Genomic DNA, 25918 nt, shown 5'->3' with positions numbered 1-25918 from the left:
TGAAAGACTTGAATTTCATTATTGAATGATTTAAAATTATCTCTATATTTTTCAAGAATCAAAAAAATCCCAAATTCCTAATTGAAGGAACTTGGGATTTTAATGGGGAAATTCCAATTTCGGACTTTGGAATTTCTATTGAAAATCAAAACTATTAATGAGTATGTTTCGGATTAAAACCGTCTTCGCTTAATTCTGTATGCTCATAATCGGCAACCATTTCAGCTTCGTAATCGATTTTTTCTCCTTTAGAGAATTTTCTAATGATTTTCTCCATGATATCATAGATTACAGGAACTACAATTAACGTTAGGAATAATGAAGAAATCAAACCTCCAATAATTACCCAAGCTAATCCATTTTTCCATTCTGCTCCAGCTCCAGATGCTAATGCAATTGGGAACATACCAAATACCATCGCAATTGTTGTCATCAAGATCGGACGTAAACGTGCGTGGTTTGCTTGGATTAATGCTGTTCTGATCGATTCTCCAGCAGCTCTTCGCTGATTGGTATAATCGACAAGCATGATCGCATTCTTACACACCAGACCAATCAACATGATGACCCCTAAGATTGTAAAGATATTTAATGTGTTGTTTGTTAATGCCAGTGCAAATAATACTCCAATAAATGAAAGCGGAATTGCAAACAATACAACAAACGGGTGAACGAAACTATCATATAAACCAACCATTACAAGGTAAACCAAAATAATAGCCGCTAATAATGCGATTCCTAATGTACCAAAACCTTCTGATTGGTTTTCTTGGTCACCACCCCAGATGTAGTTAACACCTGTTGGTTTTTGTAATTTATCTAATTTTTCCTGCCATTGTGTTACAATTGTTCCGGCTGGCACCCCAACGTTCTGTCCTTGTACGGTTACAGAAGCTGTTTTATCTCTACGCTCTAATTTACTCGGTCCAGAACCTTCTGTAATTGTAGCAAACTGATTTAATTTAATTTGCTGACCTGCGTTGTTTATAAAAATCAAATTACTAACATCGGTAATGTTTTTTCTATCAAATTCGTTGTATTTGATATTGATGTCGTATTCGTATTCACCTGCTCTAAATTTACCATCAGTATTACCGCTGTAAGCTGTCTGCATTGTTAAACCTACCGTTTGAAGTGTAAGTCCTAAAGCAGCCATTTTATCTCTATCAACCTGAACGTTAATCTCTGGGTTTCCGTCTTCAACTGTTAATTTGATCTCAGTTGTTCCAGGAATTGTACGTAATTCAGCTTCAGCTAATTTTGCAAATTTCATGGCACTTTCTACGTTTGGACCTGTAACGATCAAACCTAAAGTTGCATCCTCAGCCGTACCTAAGATACCTACAGGAACTGTTTTTACTTTAGCTCCAACTAAGATTTTCTCCAGCTTACGCTTTGTTTTAGCAGCATAAACGTTCGCATCATCTGTACGATCTTTTTGCTCGATCATTTTAACATCGATCTCAGCTTTGTAAGCAGTTGCCTGAGCAGCTCCTAAACCTTCACTGGTTTGTCCTACAGTTGTAATTTGACTGAAAACATACTTCTCTCCTTTTAAGAAAGCTTCTGCTTTTTGCGTCATAAAGTTAGTCTGCTCTAACGAAGCATCTTTTGGCATCTCGATTTGTACTAAGAATTCACCACTATCAGATGATGCGAAGAACTCTCCTCCAATATATCCACCTCCCATTAACCAGAAGATTGAACCAAAGAACATTACTAATACAATTACAATTGTTTTAACATAATGATCTAAACACCAGTTTAGTAAGTTTGATACCCAGTTCGTAAAACGAGTTAAATAGCTTTCAAATCCAAGGATAACTTTACCGAAAAGATTTTTACCTTCAATATGCTCTAATTTTCCAAAACGTGAAGATAACCACGGAATAATAGTAAATGAAGCCAACAATGAGAACATTGTAGATATAATTACCGTAACACAGAATTGCGTAATAATGTTTGATACCAATCCTGTACTCATTGCAATTGGTAAGAACACCACCACAATTACTAATGTAATCGAGGTTACTGTACCGCCAATTTCGGCAGTTCCGTCGTAAGACGCACGAATTCGGCTTTTACCCATCTCCATGTGTCGGTAAATATTCTCCAATACCACGATGGCATCATCCACAAGAATACCAACAACAAGAGATAAACCAAGTAAGCTCATTAAGTTAAGGGTATAACCTAATAAATAGATTCCAATAAATGTAGCGATCAAAGAGGCAGGAATAGATACCATTACAATCAATGAGTTTCTAATACTGTGCAAGAAGAACAACATTACAAATGCTACCAGAATAACCGCAATTAATAAATCGTGTACAACAGAATCTGCTGCTTCAAGTGTAAATATAGTACTGTCTTTTGCGACATCTAACTTCAATTGAGCTGATTTGTAATCGCTCTCTAAGGTTTTGATTGTTTTAACCAATTGCTCACTTACCGCAACGGCATTTGCATCTGATTGTTTTACAATTTGAAGTACAATTGCACTTTTTTGATCAACACGCGCAATTTTTTCCGCGATTTTTTGTGTATCCTGAACATCAGCAATATCTCCTAAACGAACTTGAATTCCGTTTTGTGAAGAAACTACTAAATTTCTTAATTCATCAACATTTTTATATTTACCCGCTAAACGAATTAATATTTTTTGGTTACGAGTTTGGATGTTACCTGTAGGGAAATCCAGATTCGAAGTTAAAATTGTCTGCTGTACTTGAGGAACAGAAAGTCCGTAACCCTGCATTTTAACAGCATCAAGATTTACCTGAATCTCACGTTCCTGCCCACCAATAATGTTTACCTGGGCAACACCTTGCACACGAGATAAAACTGGAGCAATCTTTTTATCAATCAAATCATAAAAAGCAGCTTCGTCCATTTTACCATTCGCACCAAGCGTCATAATTGGTAAATCACTCAAAGAGAATTTGGTTAACGAAGGCGGATCAGCATCATCTGGTAAATCACTCAAAATAGCATTAATTTTTCGCTGCGCATCATTCATCGAAATATCAACATTTGCAGTAGAAAGCAATGTAATTGACACTACAGATAAACTCTCATAAGATTTCGAGTCAATTTTTTTGATATTTTCCAAAGATGCAATCGCATCCTCAATTTTCTTTGTTACGGTATTTTCAACCTCACTTGGAGAAGCACCCGGATAAACAGTTGAAACCGTAATAACATTGGTTTCGAATTTTGGGATCAGCTCGTAGCCTAATTGGCTGTAACTGAACAATCCACCAAGAATCAGAATTGTAAACAATACAATTACTAACGACGGACGTTTTATGGATATTTCGGCTAATTTCATATATGTTGTTTTTTGCTGTAGGCTATACGCTGTAGGCTTTAGGCTTTTATTAAGGCTTAAAGTTTATTGCTTACGGCTTAAAGCGTACAATTACTTAATAATTTCTACTGTATTTCCGTCTTGTAAATTGATTTGACCTGTAACAATTACAGTATCTCCGTCATTCAAACCATTGATGATTTCAACCTTGTCTCCTAAGATTCTTCCAGCAACCACTTTTTTCAATTTTGCCACGTTATTTTCAACTACGAAAATTTCGTTGCTGCTTACACTTCCAACAAATGCATTTCTAGGAACCACTTTCAAGTTTTGTTTTTGGTTGTTTGAACCAAAGTTTGCAGTTCCGTACATACCTGCTTTTAAGTCGTTATTAGCATTGTTTGTGATTTCAATTTCAACTGGGAAGTTTAATGAAGCATCTGCTTTTGAAGCAATGAAAGTGATTTTTCCAGAGAATGTTTTATCAGGATAAACACTTGCTGTAATGTTTACTGTATTTCCTAATTTTAAACTTGCTACTTGGCTTTCGTTTACTGTAACTGCCAATTTTAATTTAGAAACATTTACGATATCAAACAAAGCAGTTGCAGGCATTCCAGCTAAAATAGAACCTGGCTCAATATATTTTTTATTGATGTATCCATTAATTGGTGCTTTTACTTTAGTATCTCCAACATTAATATTTGCTTGTGTCAAATTAGACTGAGCATTTGTCAAAGCCAATTTTGCCTGATCTAATTGTTGTTTTGTAACACCACCTGTTTTAAAAGCATTTTCGTATCTCGCATAATCAGATTTTGCATTTTGATAAACTGCCTGAGCTTGTTGCGCGTTTACATTAATAACGTCACCTCTTACTGTTAAAAGAGTTTGTCCTACTCTTACGTAGTCACCTTCTTTTGCTAAAACACTAATTACTTTTCCAGATTTTTCTGCAGAGAAAGTTAATTCCTGAATTGGTGCAAAGTTTCCGTTTGCAGTAAAACCAAGATTAACATCTTCTGTTTTAACTGTTGCAACTTTTACGGAAACAGCAGCATTTTTCTCTGCTACGATTGCAGTTTTACCTTCGTTTTCTTTCTTATTTTTATTTAATATGTAGCTAATCCCGAAAAATGCTACGGCTATGATTACGATTGTTATAATTATTTTCTTCATTGTAATTAGTTATTTAATAAGAGATTTAAGTTCGCCTTTCGATTTGATTAGAGATATTTCGGCAATTTTATAATTTAAAACTGCTCTTGTATAATTGTTTTGAGCTTCAAGTGATGCATTTTCAGCGTCTAACAAATCGGTTAAAGATGCTAACCCTTGAAGGTAATTGTTTTTAGTATTGCTAAGGATCTCAGATGCCAAACGCATGTTTTCTTTTTGATTCTCGATTGTTACCAAATTATTATTGATTTGTGTAATGGCATTTCTATAATCTAAATCAAGTGAAAGTTTGGTGTCTTTAATATCTTCCTGAAGTTCTCTAATTTGAACATCAGCTTGTCTTACTTTAGCACGAGTTCCAAAACCTGTAAAGATTGGCACATGCAGATTTAATCCAATTGCTGAGAAATCTGACCAGTAAACTCCTTTATCTGGTTTTGCAAACCAAGGAAATTCCGGACCTTGACCGATATAGTTGTACCCAGCAGTTAATGAAAGTGTTGGATAATATCCAGCTTCAACAGCCTTTTTATTATATACTAAAAGCTCTTCTTGTTTTTTCAAAAGCAGATATTCTGTTCTGTTTTCGATATTTGGTTCTTCAGTTAATGCAGCAGGAACAACTTCAAATTCTTCTTTTGGCATCGCGATTTGAGTTTCAATAGGCATTCCCATATAAAACTTCAAAGCATTTTCCTGTAAAGCAATTTGGTTTTTAATCTGCTGACGTTCTGTATCGATATTTGACATTTTTACAATAATACGATCTAAGTCAATTTTCTTAGCCAAACCGTTATCAAATTGCCCTTTTACGATATCACGAACTTTAGTTGTGTTTACGTAATTGCTGTCTAACAAAACCAATCTTTCTTTTTGTACATAAACAGAATAGTAATTATTTGCAACTCTTTCTATAACTTGTTCTTCTGTTAACTGATCGTTTATTTGATAAAACTCACGTGTAGTTCTTGCTGCTTTTAATCCTGTAAAAACAGATTGATCAAATATTGCCTGAGTTAAAGAAAGCCCTGCAGTCGAAGTCCATTTTTGACCAAATGCTGCTTGGATTGTAGTTCCCGGTGCACCAAAACCTGCTCCGTCAATAACAGTTGTTTGAATTACCGGATTATAAGTTAGGTTTCCATTTGCGCTAATTTGAGGTAACGCTCTAGAACGTACTTCTTGAATTTGGTATTCACTGTTTTCAACCTGAAGTTTTGCTTTTTTAGCATCGGCTTTATTTACAAGCGCGTAGCTAACAGCGTCTTTTAAGGTTAAAGTGGTTACTTGTGCGTTGGCCGATAAGCCAATTGTGCACAAAACTATAAGAACTATTCGTTTCATATGTAGTTAAATATTTATTTTTAAATTTTGAGATAGTATCGCCATTATTATCTTCCCGCTCTCTAACAATAATGACAAATAGTTTTGAATAATAATTAATTGATAATTTTTTTAAGCTGTTTTTCTAATTCTTGCACTCCTTTTTCTGTTGCCATTGCACGAGTGTGATATTCTAATGCTTCTAACTCTATTCTTTGTGCTTCACTTTCAGAAACTGTATTTTCATTAATATGAAAGATCAATGTGTAATAAAATCTCACATAGATTTCTACATTTAAATCTGGTCTGTAAAGCTCTTCTCGTATTCCCTTTTCAATATTATCTCTAAAACATTGTGTGCATTGCTCAATTTCGTGAGATAAAATATTTTGATAAATCTCTGGATAATGTTTTTTTAACTGATAGATAGGAGAAGTATCCGTATTGTTTTTAAACATATCACGAAACATTTCTCTAATTTCAAAATTCTCGTGAATCGCATTATAATTTTTAGCAACAATGGTATCCATAATTTCATGAACCTGTCTGTGTACCATTGAAGTGCTCTCTTCAATCAAAACCTCTTTATTACAGAAATATTTGTAAATCGTTTTCTTCGAAATACACATTTCTCCTGCAATATCATCCATTGTAACACTTTTAAAGCCGAGCTTTAAAAAAAGCTCACTGGCTTTTGCTATGATTTTCTCTTTCATTTTAATTTTCCCAATTGCCATACAAATATAATTAGGAAACTAAAATTTAAAAAATAGTTTCCGTAATATTTGTAATAATTTTACATTAAATTATTCCTACATATAAGATTTATATGCTAAATTCAAGATTAGCGATTAGCTTAATGTCTTTTCCAAGAGCTAAGCCCCCATTATGATGAAAAGAATTATAATCTAAGCCAAAGTCCTGACGCTTAATTTCACCTTTAATTTCAAAGGCTACTTTTTTCTCTCCATTATAAGTATTCACTCCTATAAATTCTGCATCAAGTTCTACAACTCTCGTAACATCTTTTATCGTTAAATCTCCCTTAAAGAAATTGATATTGTTATTTACTTTTTGGAATGAAGTCGATTTGAAACTAATGATTGGATGCTCATCTACATCAAAAAAATCCTGAAGCTGTAAATTGGTGTCAATTTGCTGAAAGCTTTCAGTTTTATTATTAATATCAAGTGAAAATTCAACCGATGCATCTTCAATTTCATTGTCTTCTAAGCTCACATAACCGCCAAATTTGTTCGTAGTTCCTCCTAAATAGGCAATTATCGAATGTCTCATTTTAATTAAAACATCTGATTGAGTAGAATCTAAAGTCCATGTTGTTTTCATAAATAACTGATTTTAATGAGTTTATAAATTATCCAAACTCTTATGGAAACTTTCACAGTGTTTCAAGTTTCCATTTTGATGCTGCAAATATAGACAGGAAACTGTAAATACCAAAAAAGTTTCCAAGTTTTTTAAAAAATATTTTAATAAATTCATTCTTAGTCGTTTTTATTTTAAATTTTAATGTTTTCTCAGCAAATGAAATTTAGAAAGCGAAAATTCATAATTGAATTGTATCTTTGAGGCTCGTAAATCAGAATTTCATTATGCACGATATTAGCCAGTACCAGGATTTTTTTATTAGTTATCTTAAAAAACAAGACATACATAAAGAACCTAAAAACCTTTACGAACCTATTGAATATATTTTAGGACTTGGCGGAAAACGCATACGTCCTGTTTTAACTTTAATGGCTGCTGAAGTTTTTGATACCGAGTACGATGCTGCACTTCCAGCTGCAATGGCCGTCGAAGTTTTCCATAATTTTTCGCTGGTTCATGATGATATTATGGATGATGCGCCTTTGCGAAGAGGACAAGTTACAGTTCATGAAAAATGGGATTTAAATACTGGAATACTTTCAGGAGACGCCATGCTTATTTTAGCTTATCAATATTTTGAACAATACGAACCGATAGTTTTTAGAAACCTGGCAAAATTATTTAGTAAAACGGCTCTTGAGGTTTGCGAAGGACAACAATGGGATGTTGATTTCGAAACTCGTAAAGATGTTACGATTCCCGAATATTTAAAGATGATTGAATACAAAACAGCTGTTTTGGTTGCCGCTGCCATGAAAATGGGTGCAATTGTTGCCAAAACTTCTGAAAAAGAAGCTGATTTAATCTATGATTTTGGACTTAATTTAGGATTGGCTTTCCAATTGCAGGATGATTATTTAGATGCTTTTGGTGACCCTGAAACTTTTGGAAAACAAGTTGGAGGCGATATTATTGAAAACAAAAAAACCTATTTATATCTAAAAGCTTTAGAGTTTTCTTCTACAGAAAAAGCTCAAGAATTAGAAAAATTATTCAGCTTACAATTAGAAGATAATTCAGAAAAAATAGAAACTGCCAAAGCCATTTTTAACGAATCTGGAGCTTCAAAAGCCACACAAGAAGCAATCGAAATGTATACTTTTAAAGCTTTCGAAACTTTAGAAAAAATGGAAATTAATGCTGAAAAGAAAAATGTTTTAAGAACTTTCGGCGAAAATTTAATGGGACGTAAGGTTTAGTAATCAGTTTTCAGTAAAAAAATCCTACAATCATAAATCAGCAATCTAAAATCTAAAATAAATATGTTTGTAGCACCAATTAGTACAGAAGCACTTTTAGAACAAGCACAAGCAGAGACTCTATATTTAAACCTGATTGAGCAGATTAATAAAGATTTTAATTTGGCAAATGAAGGAATTGACTTCCCTTTGAGCATTTCACCCGACGAATTAAAAATCCAGCTTCACGAAAAAATCTACAGAATGATTCAGTATAAATTTGCTGAATATTTGAACCTTCTTTATATTATTGATGTTTCTGAAATCGAAATTAAAAAACTTGACGGATCAGATTTAGTCATTCTTGCTGAACAAGTCGCTTTTCTGATTTTAAAAAGAGAGTGGCAGAAGGTTTGGTTTCGAAATTATTACAAATAAAGACTATAATTAATTAGCCTTTTAACGGTATTTCATAAAGCTTAATAAATAGCTCTAAAGAGGTGTTTAAATTAGAAATTTTATCAAGAATTGGTTGTAATGTTTCTGGTGCATTTTCAACAAAATAATCAATATGAAATTTTAAAGTTTCTCCAAGCTGAGAATAATTCCCTGCTTTTGGAGGAAGTGCAAATGTTCTCAATTGTATTAAACCTCCTCCTCTTGAATGATCACGAATAAACCAAGAAAGAAACTCTAACGAAATTAAACTTTCAACAGATCGATCTAATGTAAATTCAAATTGCAACATTACTTCATCATTCAACCCTCCATCAGTCCTTAAAAGTGTTGCAATAGGAAGATGCGAAAATGATGAACTTCCTAATTCAGAGCCTTTAATTCCTTCTAAATTATCAATTCCACTACAAACATTTTCTATTCCTTTTAAACTTTCAAGTGTTTTTTGAAATAATTCGATTTCTTTTGGCAACTGTCCCATCTTTAAGTTGATTCTTTTATATTTATAATTAAAACCCTCCTATCTATTATTGGTTTTAATTTTTTTTCAATTACAAAGATAATTATAAGAGCAACTAAAAAGAAAGAAAAAACTTATTTTTTAAACTATAATAATTTTAAAAGCTAGTATAACCTTAGAATCTTAGCATCTCAGTCCCGAGACTTCGGGATAGCAACTTAAAAATAAACTCTCACAAACGGCATAAATCCAGATCCGTAAAGACTTCTGTCTGGATCGTACAAAACATCGTAGCGCGCACCAATAGTTACATTTCCAGTTCTGTAACCTGCACCTAGATAAAGAGCGGTGTTCCAAAAATTATCAGAATAACTTGGCCTGTATGGTGTAGAATCATAATCTGTGTTAACACGAACCTGCTCTAACTCTGCGGATAATTGAAGTTCAGGAATCGGGTTTACAAGCGTAATTACGCTTCCGCCATAAACATACGATTCATAATAGTTTCTTGAGTTTAAGTAACCAAATTGTAAACCGAGACCAACGGCAACAATTTCGTTAACATTGTAAATGGCACTTGGCATTACAGAAATATCAGTATAACCAGAACCAATTCCTAAACCTAATCCGCCGCCAAATTGTACTTTTTCCCAGAAATGATTACTGTTGTCAATAACATATTTTTGTTGTGCAATAGAATAACTTGAGAATAAGGCTGTCAAAATCACAAATAAATATCTGCAATCGATTGAAAATTGAATTTTATTCATAGTTAACGTTTATTTTAACAAATTTTTACGTAAAAGTACGTAAAAAAAAGATTTAAATAAATGTGATTGTTGTACTTTTGCCTTTCTATATAACAAAAAGTATATTCACTCATATTATGGATAGGTTTTCATTTTTAAACGCAGCGCATACCGAGTTTTTTGCACAATTATACGATCAATATCTAGTAAACCCAGACAGCGTTGAGCCTAGCTGGAGAAGTTTCTTTCAAGGTTTTGACTTTGGAATGACTACTTATAACGACGAAAATCCAGTGCAGACTATAGTTGAGTACGTGACTAGCGACAACACAGATTACAGTCAGATTTCTGAAAAACTAAAGAAAGAATTCAACGTTCTTAAATTAATTGACGGATACCGTACGCGCGGGCATTTATTCACAAAAACAAATCCAGTTCGTGACCGTAGAACTTCATCTCCAACTTTGGATATCGAAAACTTCGGATTATCTACAGCAGATCTTTCGACTGTTTTCGATGCTGCACAAACAATTGGAATGGCACCTTCTTCTTTACAAGATATCGTAAATCGCCTTAAGGCTATTTACTGCCAGCATATTGGTATTGAATATATGTACATTAGAAATCCTGGTGTTGTAAAATGGATTCAGGATAAATTAGCAGTTGATAATAATCAGCCTAATTTTTCTACAGAAGAAAAGAAAACGATCTTAAATAAATTAAACGAGGCTGTTTCTTTCGAGAACTTCCTTCATACTAAATATGTTGGACAAAAACGTTTTTCACTAGAAGGTGGAGAATCTATTATTCCAGCTTTAGATGCTTTAATTGAGCAGGCTGCAGAAAAAGGTGTTGAACAATTCGTAATGGGAATGGCTCACCGTGGCCGTTTGAACGTTTTGGCAAACATATTCGGAAAATCTACTCAAGATATCTTTGGTGAGTTTGACGGAAAAGATTACGATCAAGAATACTTTGATGGTGACGTAAAATACCACTTAGGTCTTACTGCCGACAAAAAAACAAGATCTGGAAAAAGCATCAATATCAATTTAGCACCAAACCCTTCTCACTTAGAAACTGTTGGAGCTGTAATTGAAGGAATTACAAGAGCAAAACAAGATAAATATTTCCCAGAAGATTTTTCAAAAGTACTACCTATCGCCGTTCACGGAGATGCTGCAATTGCAGGTCAGGGTATTTTGTATGAAATCATCCAAATGGCGCAGCTTGACGGCTATAAAACTGGAGGAACAATTCATATTGTAATTAACAACCAAGTTGGTTTTACGACTAACTATTTAGATGCTCGTTCTTCTACTTATTGTACAGACGTTGCTAAAGTTACACTTTCACCAGTTTTACACGTAAATGCTGATGATGCTGAAGCTGTTGTACATGCAGTATCTTTTGCATTAGATTACAGAATGCAGTTTGGACGTGACGTCTTTATCGACTTATTAGGATACAGAAAATATGGTCATAACGAAGGTGACGAACCTCGTTTCACGCAGCCGGTTTTATATAAAATCATCGCTAAACATAAGAATCCAAGAGATATCTATGCTGAAAAATTATTGTCTGACGGCGTAATCGATGCATCTTATGTAAATGCTTTAGAAAAAGAATACAAATCTGCTTTAGAGGAAAATTTAGAAGCTTCTCGTAAAAAAGATTTAACAATCATAACTCCATTCATGAAAAACGAATGGGATGGATTTGTTCAGGTAACTGATACACAAATGCTTCAAAAAGTAGATACTACTTTTAGTAAAGAAGGATTAGATTCTATCATCAATACAATCTCAACATTACCAGAAGACAAGAAATTCATTAACAAGATAACTAAAATTGTTACGGATAGAAAAGCAGGATACGACAACAACACTATCGATTGGGGAACTGCAGAAGCTCTAGCTTACGGTTCACTTTTAACAGAAGGATTTGACGTTCGTATTTCTGGTCAGGACGTAGAGCGTGGTACATTCTCTCACCGTCATGCTGTAGTTAAAGTTGAAGATTCTGAAGAAGAAGTAATTCTTTTAGATGCTATCGAAAACAAAAAAGGAAAATTCGGCGTTTTCAACTCTCTTTTATCTGAATATGGAGTTCTTGGTTTTGATTATGGATATGCATTGGCTAATCCAAAAGCATTAACTATTTGGGAAGCACAATTTGGAGATTTCTCTAACGGAGCCCAAATCATGATTGACCAATATATTTCATGTGGTGAAGACAAATGGAACAACCAAAACGGTATTGTTTTATTATTGCCTCACGGATACGAAGGACAAGGTGCAGAACACTCTTCTGCAAGAATGGAACGTTATTTACAACTTTGTGCAAGACAAAATATGTATGTTGCAGATTGTACAACGCCAGCTAACTTCTTCCACTTGTTAAGAAGACAAATGAAAACTAATTTCCGTAAACCTTTGGTAGTTTTCTCTCCAAAAAGTTTACTAAGAGATCCAAGATGTGTCTCTACAGTTGAAGAATTGGCAAGCGGAAGCTTCCAAGAAACAATTGACGACAATACAGTAGATAAAAAAGCAGTAAAAACTTTAGTTTTTGTTACTGGTAAATTCTACTATGACATTACTGCAGAAAGAGAAAACAATGGTAGAAATGATGTTGCAGTTGTTCGTATCGAGCAATTGTTCCCTTTCCCTGTTGAGCAGATTAAAGAAATCATTGCAAAATATCCAAATGCTGATGATTATGTTTGGGCTCAGGAAGAACCTAAAAACATGGGAGCTTACAGTTTTATGTTAATGAACTTTGATCTAGTAAAATGGAGATTAGCTTCGTTAAAAGCTTACGCTGCGCCAGCATCTGGAAGTTATACACGTGCAAAACGTCGTCATGCAGATGCAATTAGAATGGTATTCGATAAAAATTTATTTAGATAAAAAAAATGTTTCAAGTTTCGGTCCCGATAGCTATCGGGATTAAAACCATAAAAACCTTAAACAAAAACAAAGATGATTTTAGAAATGAAAGTCCCATCACCAGGGGAGTCAATAAAAGAAGTTGAAATTGCAACTTGGTTAGTAAAAGACGGAGATTATGTAGAGAAAGATCAGGCTATTGCTGAAGTAGATTCAGATAAAGCTACTCTTGAATTGCCTGCTGAAATGAGCGGTGTAATTACACTAAAAGCTGAAGAAGGTGATACAGTTGCAGTAGGTGCTGTAGTTTGTTTAATTGATACAGATGCTGCAAAACCAGCAGGTGATGCAACAGCTCCAGCGGCTGAAGCTCCAAAAGCTGAGGCACCAAAAGCGGAAGCTCCGAAGGCTGAAGCGCCAAAAGCTGAGGAACCGAAAGCGGCTCCAGCAGCAACAAGTTATGCAGCCGGAACTCCATCTCCTGCGGCAAGAAAAATATTAGACGAAAAAAATATTGCTCCAGCAACAGTTTCTGGAACTGGTAAAGGCGGAAGAATCACTAAAGATGACGCTGTAAATGCAGTGCCTTCGATGGGAACTCCAACTGGTGGAAGCCGTGGAACTGAGCGTACAAAATTATCAATGTTACGTCGTAAAGTAGCAGAAAGATTAGTTTCAGCTAAAAATGAAACTGCTATGCTTACTACTTTCAACGAAGTAAACATGACGCCAATCAACCAAATTCGTAATGAATACAAAGATGCTTTCAAAGCGAAACACGGTGGTTTAGGTTTAGGTTTTATGTCATTCTTTACAAAAGCAGTTACAAGAGCTTTACAATTATACCCAGATGTTAACTCAATGATGGACGGTGATTACAAAATTGCTTATGATTTTGCTGATATCTCAATCGCAGTTTCTGGACCAAAAGGATTAATGGTTCCTGTGGTTCGTAATGCTGAATTATTGACTTTCCGTGGTATCGAAGCTGAAATCAAAAGATTAGCTTTAAGAGCTCGTGATGGTCAAATTACAGTTGACGATATGACTGGAGGAACTTTCACAATCACTAACGGTGGTGTTTTCGGAAGTATGTTAAGTACTCCAATCATCAACCCTCCTCAATCAGGAATTTTAGGAATGCACAACATCATCGAGCGTCCAATCGCTGTAAACGGTAAAGTTGAAATTCACCCAATGATGTACGTAGCACTTTCTTACGATCACAGAATTATCGACGGACGTGAGTCTGTTGGTTTCTTGGTTGCTGTAAAAGAGGCTTTAGAAAATCCAGTAGAATTATTAATGAATGGCGATGCTAAACGTGCTTTAGAATTGTAATTATAATAATTTTCTGCTATACAAAAAACCTGTTCATTAATACGAACAGGTTTTTTTTGCTTAATATTAGCTTAAAATCTCCTTAATTTGTTAATTTTTTAAACAAATGTAAATTTTACCCTTTAAAAATATTTTATTTAGAATAAATAAAAACAAACTTGCATGATTTATATTCAACATGTAAATTTGCGCTATTAAAATCAATTCTAAATAAAAATGAAATCTAAATTTACAATTTCTTTTTTGAGTTTTTGTTTTTTCTTATTAGCGGGCACAATAGCTTCTGCACAGGAAAAAGCAACTATTAAAGGTCAAATTAGTTTATCCAATGATGAAGCTGCTGATAATGTTTCGGTATCATTAAAAGGAACCAAAATAGGAACCAATACAGATAGCAATGGTTTTTATGAAATTAAAAATCTTAAACCAGGAAACTACGTAATTAGAGTTTCTGCTGTCGGGTACTCATCAAAAGAAAAAAGTATTACCTTAAATAACGGTGATGATTTAGTTGAAGATTTTATTATTAGCTCAAATTCAGAACAATTAGATGAAATTGTTTTAAATGGAAATGCTAAAAAAAACACATTTGCTCGTAAAGAAACACAACAAGTTTCAAGATTACCTCTTAAAAATCTTGAAAATCCACAAGTATATACTACAATTACAAGCGAACTTTTAAAAGAGCAAGTTGTTACAAATATTGATGACGCTTTAAAAAATGCTCCAGGATTAACACCGCTTTGGGCCTCTACGGGTCGTGGAGGTGACGGTGCAGGATATTTTTCGTTAAGAGGATTTGCTGTACAGCCAACTATGATTAATGGATTACCAGGATTATCAAACGGAGGTTTAGATCCTGCAAACATTGATAAGATTGAAGTAATCAAAGGGCCATCTGGAACTTTATTTGGAAGTAGTTTAATCTCTTACGGAGGTTTAATTAACTTAACTACAAAAAAACCTTACGATCATTTTGGTGGAGAGGTTAGTTATACTGCTGGAAGTAATGGTTTAAACAGAGTTACTGCAGATGTTAATACTCCAGTAGACGACGAGCACAAAATTAATTTCCGTGTAAATACAGCTTACCACACAGAAAATAGTTTTCAAGATGCAGGATTCAAAAAATCATTCTTTTTTGCACCATCATTATCATACCAAGTTAGTGACAAACTTTCGTTTTTCATCAATACAGAATTTATGAACAACAAACAGACTAACCCTACCATGTTATTTTTGGACAGAGGTGCTGTATTAAGAGTTCATAATATGGATGAATTAGGTTATGATAATAAACGTTCTTACACTAGTAATGAACTTGCAATTGAAACACCATCATATAACTTACAAGGTCAAATGATGTACAAATTTAATGATCAATGGACTTCGCAGACTGTAGTTTCAAGAGGTTCATCGTCATCTGAAGGATACTATTCTTACATCTACGAAGGCACGCAATACGCTCCTGATGAGATAAGTGAAGGAATTGTTTTATCACGTTATATGAATTACCAAAATTCAACAACCCTAACAACTGACATTCAGCAGAACTTTATTGGCGATTTCAAAATTGGAAACATGAGAAACAGAATCGTTGCTGGTTTGGATTACTTTAATAGAGGATTAATTGACAATAGTTCAAATTATGTAACAAATGGTAATATTTACATTGGTAATCTAGATGTAGCAACTGTAAATCAGTATTTATACCAAATTACAGACCCAGCTAAATATATTACAAATGGAGACAATGGAAATCTAACTAAAGCAGGAACTGACGCTCTTATCGCTAATGCAGGAATTAGCATGAATAGAACAAAGCAAGAAGTTTATAGTGCTTATGTTTCTGATGTATTTAACTTTACTCCTGCTTTGTCTGCAATGGCAAGTTTACGTGTAGACCGTTTTATTACTGCTGGAAATGTAGCAACAAAAGATGATGATTTTAATCAAACTTCTTTTTCTCCTAAATTTGGTTTAGTGTACCAGCCAATTCTTGATAAAGTTTCGATTTTTGCAAACTATATGGATGGTTTTGCTAATTCTGCTCCAGTAACAGAAATTTTAGCTGACGGATCTACACGTCCAAGAACTTTTAAACCAGAGCATGCTAACCAATTCGAAATTGGAACAAAATTAAACGTGTTTCAAGATAAACTTTATGCAACATTCAGCTACTATGACATTCAAGTAAAAGATCAAGTTTACGTAATTTATGGTGCAACAACTCAAACAGCTTTCCAAGATGGAGCACAAAGAAACAAAGGTTTTGAAGCAGAATTCGTGGCAAATCCAGTTGCTGGTTTAAACATCGTTGCTGGTTACAGTTATGTTGATGCTATCTTAAACGCTGGAGATCCATCGTTTGTAGGACAAAGACCAGAAAGTTCTGGACCAAGAAATTTAGCAAATCTTTGGGCAAGTTATAAATTCCCTCAAGGAGATTTACAAGGTTTTGGTTTAGGTTTTGGAGGAAACTATGCTGATAAAAACTTAATCATGAACAGAAATGTTATAGGTCAGTTTGCATTACCTTCTTACACTGTTTTAAATTCATCAGTATTCTACGGAACTGAAAAATATACCTTGACATTAAAATTAGACAATATTACTAATGTTGATACTTACGATGGTTGGTCTACAATTCATCCAAGAAATATGAGAACTGTTGCAGCAAACTTCTCATACAGATTTTAATAAAAACATTCAACCACCTTTCTTGCAAGAGAAAGGTGGTTTTTAAATTTCTAAGATTATGATAACAATTGCCAGCCTTATCGTTTTTCTAGCTTTTTATACGCTTTATTATACTTCAAAAAGAGCGGTTTTGTCTTATGATTTAGGTTTTGAAAAATGGATGCAGAAAAATCCAAAACAGACAAAAATCATCGGACTAGCTCTTTTATTATCTGCTTATTTGATGTGGCTTTTTACTCAGTCTTTAGGCTGTGGTACTTTGATGTTTTTTGTTCAGCTAATGACAGTTGGAAGTTTAATCATCATTCTTACTCCTTTAAAAAAAGTAAACAGTAAAGCACTTCTAGCAATCTTGATTATAGTTGCATTACTAGAACTTTATTATAATTAGAAACCTCATTAAATTAAAATATGCCGGCAAATTCAAAATATTTAAATCCTGCTTTTTGGCCTCGTTTTACCAAAATAACAGCTGCTATTTTAGGAGGATACTTTGTTTCTGTTACTTTTCATTTGGCTTTAGCTTCTTGGTTTAGTCGTGCAGATGTTTTAATAACAATGGCTTTTACTGGTTTTATTCTTTGGGTTGCTTTAATGGTAATTGCCTTTTTAGCCAAAAGCGGCTGGAAAATCTGGGGAATTTACATCCTGCTGACTTTACTTTTTTGTCTTTTTATTTATCTGGGTCAAACTTATAACCATACGGCAAAATAATATTTATGAACAACCGTCATTACAATATCTATTTTCATACACATACTGTCAGCGGAATCGTTATCAGTGTAGTGCTTTTTGTAATTTTCTTTGCTGGATCTTTTTCTTTTTTTAGAGATGATATCATTAATTGGGAAAGAAGTGAATCTACAGCAATTACAAGAGAAATTCAGTTAGACTACGATAAAGCCCTGCAGCATCTTGATAAAAAATATGTTTTGCACGGAAGAAATATTACTATTTCTAAGCCTTCTACAGAAGAAAGAGTAGCTGTTTATATGGAAGGAACCAAAGATACTATGGCTCCAGCCAAGCAAAAAGAAGGACAGTTTTTTTATTTAAACACAAAAAACTTTAAATCTTTTACTTATGAAGAATCATATTCTTTAGGTGAGCTATTATATCGTTTGCACTTCTTAGCACAAATTCCTTATCCAATAGGATATTATCTTTCAGGTTTTACAGCTCTATTTTTCCTATTCGCAATTGTAACTGGAGTATTGCTTCATTGGAAAAAAATTGTATCTAACTTTTATATGTTCCGTCCGAAAGAAAAATTAAAAACACTTTGGACAGATGCGCACACGGCGCTTGGAATGATTGGTTTACCATTTCAATTCGTATATGCAGTTACAGGTGCTTTTTTTATGATCAAACTTTTGATCGTAGCTCCCGCAGTAATGGCTCTATATAATGGCGATCAAGATAAATTGTATAAAGAATTAGAATATAAAGATCCTGATTATAAATTTGAAAATAAGAAACTAGCAGCTCCTTTTAATATTGATGAGCTGGTTGCTAAAACAAAAAAGAATTGGTCTGATTTTGAAATCACACGCGTTTTTATTCAAAACTACGGCGATGCAAACATGCATGTTTTAGTTGAAGGAGAACTTTTAAGTCACAAAAAATTTACTGGAATTGGAAAGGTCATTTACCGAATTGCTGATGAAAAAGAAATTGCTAAAAAAGATCCAATCTCTCAAACCAATTATTTAGACATCGTAAAAAATGTTTTATACCGAATTCACTTTGGTGATTATGGCGGATATGCTTTAAAAATCGTGAGCTTTATTTTAGGAATTATTACCTGTTTTGTAATTATCTCTGGAGTTATGATTTGGCTGATTGCAAGACAGAAAAATAATATGCCTGAAAAGAAAAGACGATTCAATGCAGCTGTTGTTCGCATTTATCTGGCTATTTGTTTGAGCATGTATCCAATTACTGCTTTGGCTTTTATTGGAAGTAAAATTTTCTATCCGTTGAGCCAATCGAATCTATTTACGCTTTATTTTGGCGGATGGTTATTACTTGCAATCTTCTTTATCATTAAAAAGAACGATGCTTTTACCAATAAATTCTGTTTAATTTCAGGAAGTGTTTTAGGATTTTTAATTCCAATTACAAACGGAATTGTTTCTGGAGATTGGTTCTGGACATCTTTCTTAAACAACAAAATTCAAATCTTCTTTATTGATGTTTTCTGGATTTTCCTGGCTTCTATTTCATTATATGTTGCCTATCATTTAAAATCTAAAAAAGCGGTTGCTTAATTATTTTTTTGCCACAGATTATAAGAATTATAGTTTTTTTTAATTAAAGTGAACAAAACAAAAATCTGCTTAGATTGTAGAATCCGCTCAAAAAAAACTTTGTGCCTTAGCGTCTTTGCGCGATTTAATCTTTTGCATAAACATACATAACAAATAAAATAATCTACAATAATTTGTCCCATATGAGTTTTGAGCCTACTTTTACGCTTTTAATCAAAAATGGGATTCAAAACCAAAATACGTTTTCTGCATAAATGGCTCGGATTAATTTCCGGGCTTATTGTTTTTATAATCAGTATTACAGGTTGTATTTTTTGTTTTCATGATGAAATAAAAGATATTACCCGAAAAGAATGGCGATTGGTTGAACCTCAAAACAAACCATTTATCCTTCCTTCGGTTTTAGAAAAAAAAGCAAAAGAGATTGTTCCGAAGAATAAAACGAGCATGGTTTCTTATTACGGCAAAAACCGTTCAGCTATTGTTTATACTTATTCTGAAACTGAAAATTTATACCTCTATTTCAATCCTTACACAGGTAAATATTTAAAAACCGAAAATCCAGAAACAGATTTTTTTATTATTGTTGAATACATTCATTTGTATTTACTCCTTCCCGATTATATTGGAAAACATATTATTGGCGGCGCGACCATTATTTTTATTCTGTTATTAATTTCTGGACTTATCCAATGGTGGCCTAAAAAGAGATCTGACCTTAAAAGAAGTCTCACGGTAAAATGGTCTGCAAAATGGCGTCGGGTAAATTACGACTGGCATAATACTTCTGGTTTTTACATTTTGATTATAGCATTAATTTTAGCTATTACCGGACTGACCTTTACTTACGAATGGGTTGGCGACGGAATTTACAAAACATTTAATTTTGGCGGCGACAAAGCAGTCGAAACAAAACTTCCTGTAATTGACACAACTCAATTCAAAACCAATTCAATTACAGCAATAGATCGCGCTTATATTCAAACCACAAAACTACAGCCAGATGCCGAAATGCTTTTTGTATTAATTCCGCAGCAAAAAGGAGATATTATTAGTACAGGCGCTTATCCGCACACGTTAAGATACGATCACCAGAGCAATTATTACTTTCATCCAAATGATGGGGAATTAATTGAAAAACAACCTTTTGAAAACAAAACTCTGGGCTTACAGATTGTCGAAATGAATTACGGAATTCACACAGGCCAAATTTTAGATTTACCTGGAAAAATTATTGCTTTTATAGCAAGTTTATTTGCTGCAGCACTTCCTGTAAGTGGATTTGTAATTTGGTATGGAAGAAAATACAAAAGAAAAAAATTTAAGGCATAAAAAAACCGCTCTGAAAAGAACGGTTTTATTTATCTCAATAAATCTTTTTAATTAATTTCTATTGGCTAGAGGGTTTTTCTGTAAATTCTTAACAGAACTAACTTTACTATCTACATAAGCTACTTCAGAAAGATTTTTTTCATTGAAAAACATCCATTTTCCAGTTTTTAATCCATCTGCATATTCACCTACTACAGTTTTATTTCCGTTTTCATCATAAGATACCCAAACACCGTCCAATTTTCCATCTTTAAAAAAGCCTTCCTGCTGTATTTTTCCATTGTCATAATAGTAAGTAGCTTTTACTTTATTTCCAACAGCTTCCAATTCAGGTTTAGTTTCTTGTGCTGTTAGAATTCCAGAGAATAACACAGCCGCTAAAATCACACACTTTTTCATATCTTTAGGTATTAAATGTTATTGAATGTTATCAAATTGTTATCAAATATAGTTAATACTTTACATTAAACAAACTTTTGCTTAACAATTTGGTAACATTGAATAAAAACTTAACATTGGAAAAGTATTAACAATAAAAAAACCAGTGCTTAAGCACTGGTTTTACTGGTATTTTAGAAAAAACTCTAATTTACGATAACGTTATAAATTTCGTAAATAATTTAGTTCAATAATGCACTTAGCTGTTTATCAAGTTCAGGATCAGATGGTCTAGGCGCTTCAGACTTCACAACATTTCCTTGTGGATCAATTAAGATAAATCTCGGAATTCCAGTTACACCATAATTAACGACAAACTCAGATTCCCAGTCTTTATCTGCAAAAAGCTGTGTACCTCCCAGATGTTTATCTGTCACAAACTTTTTCCATTTTTCATTGTCTTTCAATTTATCAATAGAGATACTTACGAATTCAATGTTTTTCCCGTGATATTTTTCCTCAATCTTTTGAAGATACGGAATTTCAGCTCTACAAGGCGCGCACCAAGTTGCCCAAAGGTCAATGTAAACATATTTCCCTTTTAAGTCAGACAGTTTTGTTTTTCCGCCTTTAAAGTTGTCGTAATTAAAATCTGGAGAAGCTTTTCCAACCATTTTATTAGCTTTTGCAGCTCTTTCATATTCTTCAGCAGCATATTGGTGGAAACCGTCAAAACTACGTTTTAGTGCTGTTTTAAATTCTGGGTCAAAATTTCCTTTTTCAAGACTTTCTGTATCTGCTTTTAATTTAGCATCAAGTAATGCTGTAAATTCCCCTGATTCTTTAGAAAAAGCATCTTTCTGAAAGTTTTCATCTTTTAAAGCTTGCTGCGCCAAAAAGTTACTTTCATCTACACCTTTACCTTTATATACAATAGTCTCATCAAATTCTTTAGCGTTCATGGTCAGATTAACTTCAGAATTTGGTTTTAAATATAAATTTGAAGATTCTGTTCCATCAGAAAACATATAAAATCCTTTTGGAGCATCAAAAGCTGCAGTAAAAACCTCTTTTTTATTGATTGGAATTACTTGCTTAAAATTATCTTTTCCTTTAATAACTAAAGTGTCACTGTTTCTATTTGATATTTTAGCCGTGAACTTAATCGAATTTTTACTTTGACCAATAACATTCAAAGCATTAAAAATTACCAACCCTGCAACAAAAAGTTTTTTCATAGGTATTTAAATTTGTTTTTTTAATGATTCAAAACTAAAGAATTTAAAGCTTCGTGATTTAAGAATTAACAAAATATTTAAAATTATTCTACATCAACTTATCACTTTACTATATTAATTTGAATTTTGTGTTTACTTTTGCAGTCTAAAATTTGCATCATGTATAGAAGTCATAATTGCGGCGAACTAAATGCCTCAAATATTAATACGGAAGTTACTCTAGCGGGCTGGGTACAAAAGTCACGCGATAAAGGATTTATGAATTGGGTTGACTTACGTGACCGTTACGGAATTACACAACTTATTTTTGATGAAAGCCGTACCGATAAAACAGTTTTTGAATTGGCTAAAACTCTAGGAAGAGAATTTGTTATTCAAGTAAAAGGAACTGTAATTGAGCGTGAAGCTAAAAACAAAAACATTCCAACTGGTGAAATCGAAATTTTAGTTTCTGAACTAACGATTTTAAATACTGCTTTAACTCCTCCATTTACAATTGAAGATGAAACTGACGGTGGAGAAGATATCAGAATGAAATATCGTTATTTGGATATCAGAAGAAATCCTGTAAAAAACAGTTTATTATTCCGTCACAAAGTGGCAATGGAAGTTCGTAAATACTTATCAGATTTAGATTTCTGCGAAGTAGAGACTCCTTATTTAATTAAATCTACTCCAGAAGGAGCAAGAGATTTCGTTGTACCAAGCCGTATGAACGAAGGTCAGTTTTATGCTTTGCCTCAATCGCCGCAAACTTTCAAACAACTTTTGATGGTAGGAGGAATGGATAAATATTTCCAAATCGTGAAATGTTTCCGTGATGAAGATTTACGCGCAGACCGTCAGCCGGAGTTTACACAAATCGACTGCGAAATGGCATTTGTAGAACAAGAAGACATTTTGAATGTTTTTGAAGGCTTGACAAGACATTTATTAAAAGAAATTAAAGGTATTGAAGTAGATAAATTCCCTAGAATTACTTACGACTATGCCATGAAAACATACGGAAATGATAAACCAGACATCCGTTTCGGAATGAAGTTTGGCGAATTAAACGAATTTGCACAGCATAAAGAATTTCCAGTTTTTAATAGTGCCGAATTAGTTGTCGGAATTGCAGTTCCTGGGGCAGGAAATTATACTCGTAAAGAAATTGACGGTTTAATTGACTGGGTGAAGCGTCCGCAAGTTGGAGCATCAGGAATGGTGTATGTAAAATGCAACGAAGACGGAACGTTTAAATCATCTGTAGATAAATTCTACGATCAAGAGGATTTAACAAACTGGGCAAAAGCTACAGAAGCAAATCCGGGAGATATGATTTTTGTACTTTCAGGTCCTGCAAACAAAACACGTGCACAGCTTTCTGCACTTCGTATGGAATTAGCAACTCGTTTAGGATTGCGTAAACCAGAAGAATTTGCACCACTATGGGTTGTAGATTTTCCATTATTAGAATTAGACGAAGAAAGCGGACGTTATCATGCTATGCACCACCCATTTACTTCTCCTAAACCAGAAGACATGGCTTTGCTAGAAACAGAACCAGGAAAAGTTCGTGCAAATGCTTATGATATGGTTTTAAACGGAAACGAAATTGGCGGAGGATCTATTCGTATTCACGATAAAGCTACGCAGCAGTTAATGTTTAAATATTTAGGGTTTACCGAAGAAGAAGCAAAAGCGCAATTTGGTTTCTTAATGGACGCTTTCCAATTCGGAGCGCCTCCTCACGGTGGTTTAGCTTTTGGATTGGATAGATTAGTTGCTATTTTAGGAGGTCAAGAAACTATTAGAGATTTTATTGCTTTCCCTAAAAACAATTCTGGACGTGATGTTATGATTGATGCACCTGCAGCAATTGACGATGCACAATTGAAAGAATTACATATTAAAATCGATTCTATCTAAATTATAGAAATTAAATACCTAAAAGCGCCTGAAAAATTTTCAGGCGCTTTTTTTTTATGAAAACATCAAAATAATCTTAAAATAATCATTTTTCGAAATATGAAATTCTTACAAATGGCTTGTTTTTATATTCCTACAATAAATGATTCTCAAATTATGGTATTTCATATAAAATTTGATGCAATAAACTACGTAAAAACACTGGAAATCAATAATTTTTACAAAAAATTAACACCTTAGTGTCTTTTGTATGAATTTATATGTTACATTTGCTTTATTATAAATTATTATTACAATTACAATGCGTACAGGTACAGTAAAATTTTTCAATGAATCTAAAGGTTATGGATTCATTACAGACGAAGAAACAGGAAAGGATATCTTCGTTCACGCTTCAGGAATTAACGCGGAAGAATTACGCGAAGGAGACCGTGTAAGCTATGAAGAAGAAGAAGGAAGAAAAGGGAAAGTTGCTGCTAAAGTAGCAGTAATCTAAGAAAAATATAGCAATTTATTTTTTTTGCCTCTGAATGGTCTAGAAAACGTTTCGATTAATATCGAGACGTTTTTTTTTGCTCTTTTCTTAAAATAATATTAAAATAACGCCCTGTTATTTATAATCAATAAAAATTAGGCATAAACGCTATTTCGTACCTCACTTAAAACCTTTTTTAGCTTGTGTTTTACAGAGTTGAAAGTTATCTTTGTGGCTCATTTTTTAAGTAAAAAATCGAAGTTTATGCAATCTGATCAATACAGTTACATTCCTATTTTAATGCAGTTTATTTTAGCTGTTGGTTTTGTAGTAGGAACAATCATTATTTCTGGAAAATTAGGACCAAGAAGAACCTCTGAAGTTAAAGATAAAAACTTCGAATGCGGTGTCGAATCTGTTGGTAATGCCCGTATTCCGTTTTCTGTTAAATATTTCCTAGTTGCCATTTTATTTGTATTGTTCGACGTAGAGGTAATTTTCCTTTATCCTTGGGCAGTAAACTTCAAAGATTTAGGAATTGAAGGAATGCTGAAAATGTTAGTTTTCATGTCATTACTTTTAGTTGGTTTCTTTTATATCATCAAAAAGAAAGCACTAGAGTGGGAATAAGAAAATTTAGATTTCAGATTTTTGATTTTAGATTGTTTTGATTTAGAATTTTAGATTTGAAAGCTTAATTTCTCAAAATACAATAATGATTTTAAAAATATAGATCATAGACTAAGATTTGAAAAAATCTAAAATCTAAAATCTAAAATCTAAAATAAAATGAGCGATTCAAAAGTAAATATGGTTGCGCCACCGGAAGGAGTTGTAGGAGAAGGTTTCTTCGCTACAAAACTTAATGATGTTGTTGGTTTGGCACGCGCGAATTCTCTTTGGCCTTTACCTTTTGCAACATCTTGCTGCGGAATTGAGTTTATGGCAACAATGGCTTCACATTACGATTTGGCACGATTTGGATCTGAGCGTGTGAGTTTTTCTCCACGTCAAGCAGATATGTTATTAGTAATGGGGACTATTTCAAAAAAAATGGCACCTATCTTAAGACAAGTATACGAGCAGATGTCAGAACCTCGCTGGGTAATTGCAGTTGGAGCATGTGCTTCATCAGGAGGAATATTTGATACTTATTCTGTTCTTCAAGGAATTGACAAAGTAATCCCTGTTGATGTTTATGTGCCAGGATGCCCACCAAGACCAGAACAAATCGTAGATGGAGTAATGAGACTTCAAGAATTGGTAAAAAGCGAATCTGTGAGACGCAGAAGCTCACCAGAATACCAAGAATTATTAGCTTCATATAATATCTCATAA

At 33.5% G+C, this 25918-nt stretch carries 22 protein-coding genes; 13 read left to right on the top strand and 9 right to left on the bottom strand.

All coding sequences use genetic code 11. The features are described 5' to 3' along the window. Window positions 1-154: 154 nt before the first annotated feature. The 5 genes from EDB96_RS02080 to EDB96_RS02060 form a co-directional block, all read right to left on the bottom strand. On the bottom strand, window positions 155-3331 hold the full coding sequence (locus EDB96_RS02080; protein WP_057115758.1) for an efflux RND transporter permease subunit: 3177 nt from the start codon (window positions 3329-3331) through the stop codon (window positions 155-157). A gap of 90 nt (window positions 3332-3421) precedes the next feature. Further along, window positions 3422-4489, bottom strand: a complete 1068-nt coding sequence (locus EDB96_RS02075; protein WP_057115756.1) for an efflux RND transporter periplasmic adaptor subunit — start codon at window positions 4487-4489, stop codon at window positions 3422-3424. 9 nt (window positions 4490-4498) lie between these two features. Continuing rightward, on the bottom strand, window positions 4499-5833 hold the full coding sequence (locus EDB96_RS02070) for a TolC family protein (protein ID WP_134139000.1): 1335 nt from the start codon (window positions 5831-5833) through the stop codon (window positions 4499-4501). Between the two features lie 95 nt (window positions 5834-5928). Then, the gene (locus EDB96_RS02065; RefSeq protein WP_057115993.1) at window positions 5929-6528 is read right to left on the bottom strand and encodes a TetR/AcrR family transcriptional regulator; all 600 of its coding nucleotides are present in this window, start codon (window positions 6526-6528) and stop codon (window positions 5929-5931) included. A gap of 109 nt (window positions 6529-6637) precedes the next feature. Continuing rightward, window positions 6638-7159 (bottom strand): YceI family protein, encoded by a 522-nt coding sequence (locus EDB96_RS02060; protein WP_057115752.1) that lies wholly within the window; start codon window positions 7157-7159, stop codon window positions 6638-6640. 266 nt (window positions 7160-7425) lie between these two features. Here EDB96_RS02060 and EDB96_RS02055 point away from each other — a divergent pair, with 266 nt between their 5' ends. Both EDB96_RS02055 and EDB96_RS02050 read left to right on the top strand, forming a co-directional pair. Continuing rightward, a complete protein-coding gene (locus EDB96_RS02055; protein ID WP_134138998.1) occupies window positions 7426-8400 on the top strand; it encodes a polyprenyl synthetase family protein in 975 nt (324 codons plus the stop codon). 63 nt (window positions 8401-8463) lie between these two features. Beyond that, window positions 8464-8817: a hypothetical protein gene (locus tag EDB96_RS02050; RefSeq protein WP_134138997.1), complete on the top strand. Its 354-nt coding sequence runs from the start codon at window positions 8464-8466 to the stop codon at window positions 8815-8817. 13 nt (window positions 8818-8830) lie between these two features. Here EDB96_RS02050 and EDB96_RS02045 read toward each other — a convergent pair whose 3' ends face one another. Together EDB96_RS02045 and EDB96_RS02040 are read right to left on the bottom strand one after the other, a co-directional pair. Further along, entirely contained in the window at window positions 8831-9316 is a 486-nt protein-coding gene (locus EDB96_RS02045) for a hypothetical protein (RefSeq protein ID WP_134138996.1), read from the bottom strand. 197 nt (window positions 9317-9513) lie between these two features. Next, window positions 9514-10065, bottom strand: a complete 552-nt coding sequence (locus EDB96_RS02040; RefSeq protein WP_057115741.1) for a hypothetical protein — start codon at window positions 10063-10065, stop codon at window positions 9514-9516. Between the two features lie 116 nt (window positions 10066-10181). Between EDB96_RS02040 and EDB96_RS02035 the strand changes: the two genes are divergently transcribed. The 7 genes from EDB96_RS02035 to EDB96_RS02005 all read left to right on the top strand — a co-directional run bounded on the left by EDB96_RS02035 (window position 10182) and on the right by EDB96_RS02005 (window position 20578). Then, on the top strand, window positions 10182-12956 hold the full coding sequence (locus EDB96_RS02035) for a 2-oxoglutarate dehydrogenase E1 component (RefSeq protein WP_057115738.1): 2775 nt from the start codon (window positions 10182-10184) through the stop codon (window positions 12954-12956). Between the two features lie 72 nt (window positions 12957-13028). Beyond that, window positions 13029-14276: a 2-oxoglutarate dehydrogenase complex dihydrolipoyllysine-residue succinyltransferase gene (odhB, locus tag EDB96_RS02030; protein WP_134138994.1), complete on the top strand. Its 1248-nt coding sequence runs from the start codon at window positions 13029-13031 to the stop codon at window positions 14274-14276. Between the two features lie 216 nt (window positions 14277-14492). Next, the gene (locus EDB96_RS02025) at window positions 14493-16976 is read left to right on the top strand and encodes a TonB-dependent receptor (RefSeq protein ID WP_134138993.1); all 2484 of its coding nucleotides are present in this window, start codon (window positions 14493-14495) and stop codon (window positions 16974-16976) included. Window positions 16977-17034: 58 nt separating this feature from the next. Continuing rightward, on the top strand, window positions 17035-17367 hold the full coding sequence (locus EDB96_RS02020) for a hypothetical protein (protein WP_134138992.1): 333 nt from the start codon (window positions 17035-17037) through the stop codon (window positions 17365-17367). 20 nt (window positions 17368-17387) lie between these two features. Continuing rightward, a complete protein-coding gene (locus tag EDB96_RS02015; protein ID WP_134138991.1) occupies window positions 17388-17690 on the top strand; it encodes a hypothetical protein in 303 nt (100 codons plus the stop codon). Window positions 17691-17695: 5 nt separating this feature from the next. Then, window positions 17696-19246 carry a PepSY-associated TM helix domain-containing protein gene (locus tag EDB96_RS02010; RefSeq protein ID WP_134138989.1) on the top strand — a complete coding sequence of 517 codons (1551 nt, stop codon included), beginning with the start codon at window positions 17696-17698 and terminating at the stop codon, window positions 19244-19246. A 219-nt stretch (window positions 19247-19465) separates the two neighbouring features. Further along, window positions 19466-20578, top strand: a complete 1113-nt coding sequence (locus EDB96_RS02005; RefSeq protein ID WP_134138988.1) for a PepSY-associated TM helix domain-containing protein — start codon at window positions 19466-19468, stop codon at window positions 20576-20578. A gap of 51 nt (window positions 20579-20629) precedes the next feature. On the opposite strand, the gene EDB96_RS02000 is transcribed toward EDB96_RS02005, so the two are convergent. After that, window positions 20630-20977, bottom strand: coding sequence for a toxin-antitoxin system YwqK family antitoxin (locus tag EDB96_RS02000; protein WP_134138987.1), 348 nt, complete (start codon window positions 20975-20977; stop codon window positions 20630-20632). A 221-nt stretch (window positions 20978-21198) separates the two neighbouring features. Further along, window positions 21199-22194 (bottom strand): TlpA family protein disulfide reductase, encoded by a 996-nt coding sequence (locus EDB96_RS01995; RefSeq protein ID WP_134138986.1) that lies wholly within the window; start codon window positions 22192-22194, stop codon window positions 21199-21201. A 159-nt stretch (window positions 22195-22353) separates the two neighbouring features. Here EDB96_RS01995 and aspS point away from each other — a divergent pair, with 159 nt between their 5' ends. The 4 genes from aspS to EDB96_RS01975 all read left to right on the top strand — a co-directional run bounded on the left by aspS (window position 22354) and on the right by EDB96_RS01975 (window position 25918). After that, window positions 22354-24105 (top strand): aspartate--tRNA ligase, encoded by a 1752-nt coding sequence (gene aspS / locus EDB96_RS01990; protein ID WP_134138985.1) that lies wholly within the window; start codon window positions 22354-22356, stop codon window positions 24103-24105. Between the two features lie 301 nt (window positions 24106-24406). Beyond that, complete coding sequence (locus EDB96_RS01985) at window positions 24407-24601, top strand: cold-shock protein (RefSeq protein ID WP_007137066.1); 195 nt, start codon at window positions 24407-24409, stop codon at window positions 24599-24601. A gap of 243 nt (window positions 24602-24844) precedes the next feature. Continuing rightward, window positions 24845-25210 (top strand): NADH-quinone oxidoreductase subunit A, encoded by a 366-nt coding sequence (locus tag EDB96_RS01980; protein WP_057115716.1) that lies wholly within the window; start codon window positions 24845-24847, stop codon window positions 25208-25210. A 159-nt stretch (window positions 25211-25369) separates the two neighbouring features. After that, window positions 25370-25918, top strand: a complete 549-nt coding sequence (locus EDB96_RS01975; RefSeq protein WP_035646217.1) for an NADH-quinone oxidoreductase subunit B — start codon at window positions 25370-25372, stop codon at window positions 25916-25918.

The sequence above is a fragment of the Flavobacterium sp. S87F.05.LMB.W.Kidney.N genome (genome assembly GCF_004366435.1).
GTDB lineage: Bacteria > Bacteroidota > Bacteroidia > Flavobacteriales > Flavobacteriaceae > Flavobacterium.
The sequence above is the reverse complement of the archived record's forward strand: the minus strand, read 5'-3'. Positions and strand labels throughout refer to the sequence as shown.

Coding starts and splice junctions, on each gene's coding strand:
- EDB96_RS02060 (WP_057115752.1), bottom strand. CDS start 7,159: ATGAAAACAACATGGACTTTAGATTCTACTCAATCAGATGTTTTAATT.
- EDB96_RS01975 (WP_035646217.1), top strand. CDS start 25,370: ATGAGCGATTCAAAAGTAAATATGGTTGCGCCACCGGAAGGAGTTGTA.
- EDB96_RS02070 (WP_134139000.1), bottom strand. CDS start 5,833: ATGAAACGAATAGTTCTTATAGTTTTGTGCACAATTGGCTTATCGGCC.
- EDB96_RS02035 (WP_057115738.1), top strand. CDS start 10,182: ATGGATAGGTTTTCATTTTTAAACGCAGCGCATACCGAGTTTTTTGCA.
- EDB96_RS02040 (WP_057115741.1), bottom strand. CDS start 10,065: ATGAATAAAATTCAATTTTCAATCGATTGCAGATATTTATTTGTGATT.
- EDB96_RS01995 (WP_134138986.1), bottom strand. CDS start 22,194: ATGAAAAAACTTTTTGTTGCAGGGTTGGTAATTTTTAATGCTTTGAAT.
- EDB96_RS02055 (WP_134138998.1), top strand. CDS start 7,426: ATGCACGATATTAGCCAGTACCAGGATTTTTTTATTAGTTATCTTAAA.
- EDB96_RS02065 (WP_057115993.1), bottom strand. CDS start 6,528: ATGAAAGAGAAAATCATAGCAAAAGCCAGTGAGCTTTTTTTAAAGCTC.
- EDB96_RS02045 (WP_134138996.1), bottom strand. CDS start 9,316: ATGGGACAGTTGCCAAAAGAAATCGAATTATTTCAAAAAACACTTGAA.
- EDB96_RS02080 (WP_057115758.1), bottom strand. CDS start 3,331: ATGAAATTAGCCGAAATATCCATAAAACGTCCGTCGTTAGTAATTGTA.
- EDB96_RS02010 (WP_134138989.1), top strand. CDS start 17,696: ATGAACAACCGTCATTACAATATCTATTTTCATACACATACTGTCAGC.
- EDB96_RS01980 (WP_057115716.1), top strand. CDS start 24,845: ATGCAATCTGATCAATACAGTTACATTCCTATTTTAATGCAGTTTATT.
- EDB96_RS01985 (WP_007137066.1), top strand. CDS start 24,407: ATGCGTACAGGTACAGTAAAATTTTTCAATGAATCTAAAGGTTATGGA.
- odhB (WP_134138994.1), top strand. CDS start 13,029: ATGATTTTAGAAATGAAAGTCCCATCACCAGGGGAGTCAATAAAAGAA.
- EDB96_RS02075 (WP_057115756.1), bottom strand. CDS start 4,489: ATGAAGAAAATAATTATAACAATCGTAATCATAGCCGTAGCATTTTTC.
- EDB96_RS02020 (WP_134138992.1), top strand. CDS start 17,035: ATGATAACAATTGCCAGCCTTATCGTTTTTCTAGCTTTTTATACGCTT.
- aspS (WP_134138985.1), top strand. CDS start 22,354: ATGTATAGAAGTCATAATTGCGGCGAACTAAATGCCTCAAATATTAAT.
- EDB96_RS02000 (WP_134138987.1), bottom strand. CDS start 20,977: ATGAAAAAGTGTGTGATTTTAGCGGCTGTGTTATTCTCTGGAATTCTA.
- EDB96_RS02050 (WP_134138997.1), top strand. CDS start 8,464: ATGTTTGTAGCACCAATTAGTACAGAAGCACTTTTAGAACAAGCACAA.
- EDB96_RS02025 (WP_134138993.1), top strand. CDS start 14,493: ATGAAATCTAAATTTACAATTTCTTTTTTGAGTTTTTGTTTTTTCTTA.
- EDB96_RS02015 (WP_134138991.1), top strand. CDS start 17,388: ATGCCGGCAAATTCAAAATATTTAAATCCTGCTTTTTGGCCTCGTTTT.
- EDB96_RS02005 (WP_134138988.1), top strand. CDS start 19,466: ATGGGATTCAAAACCAAAATACGTTTTCTGCATAAATGGCTCGGATTA.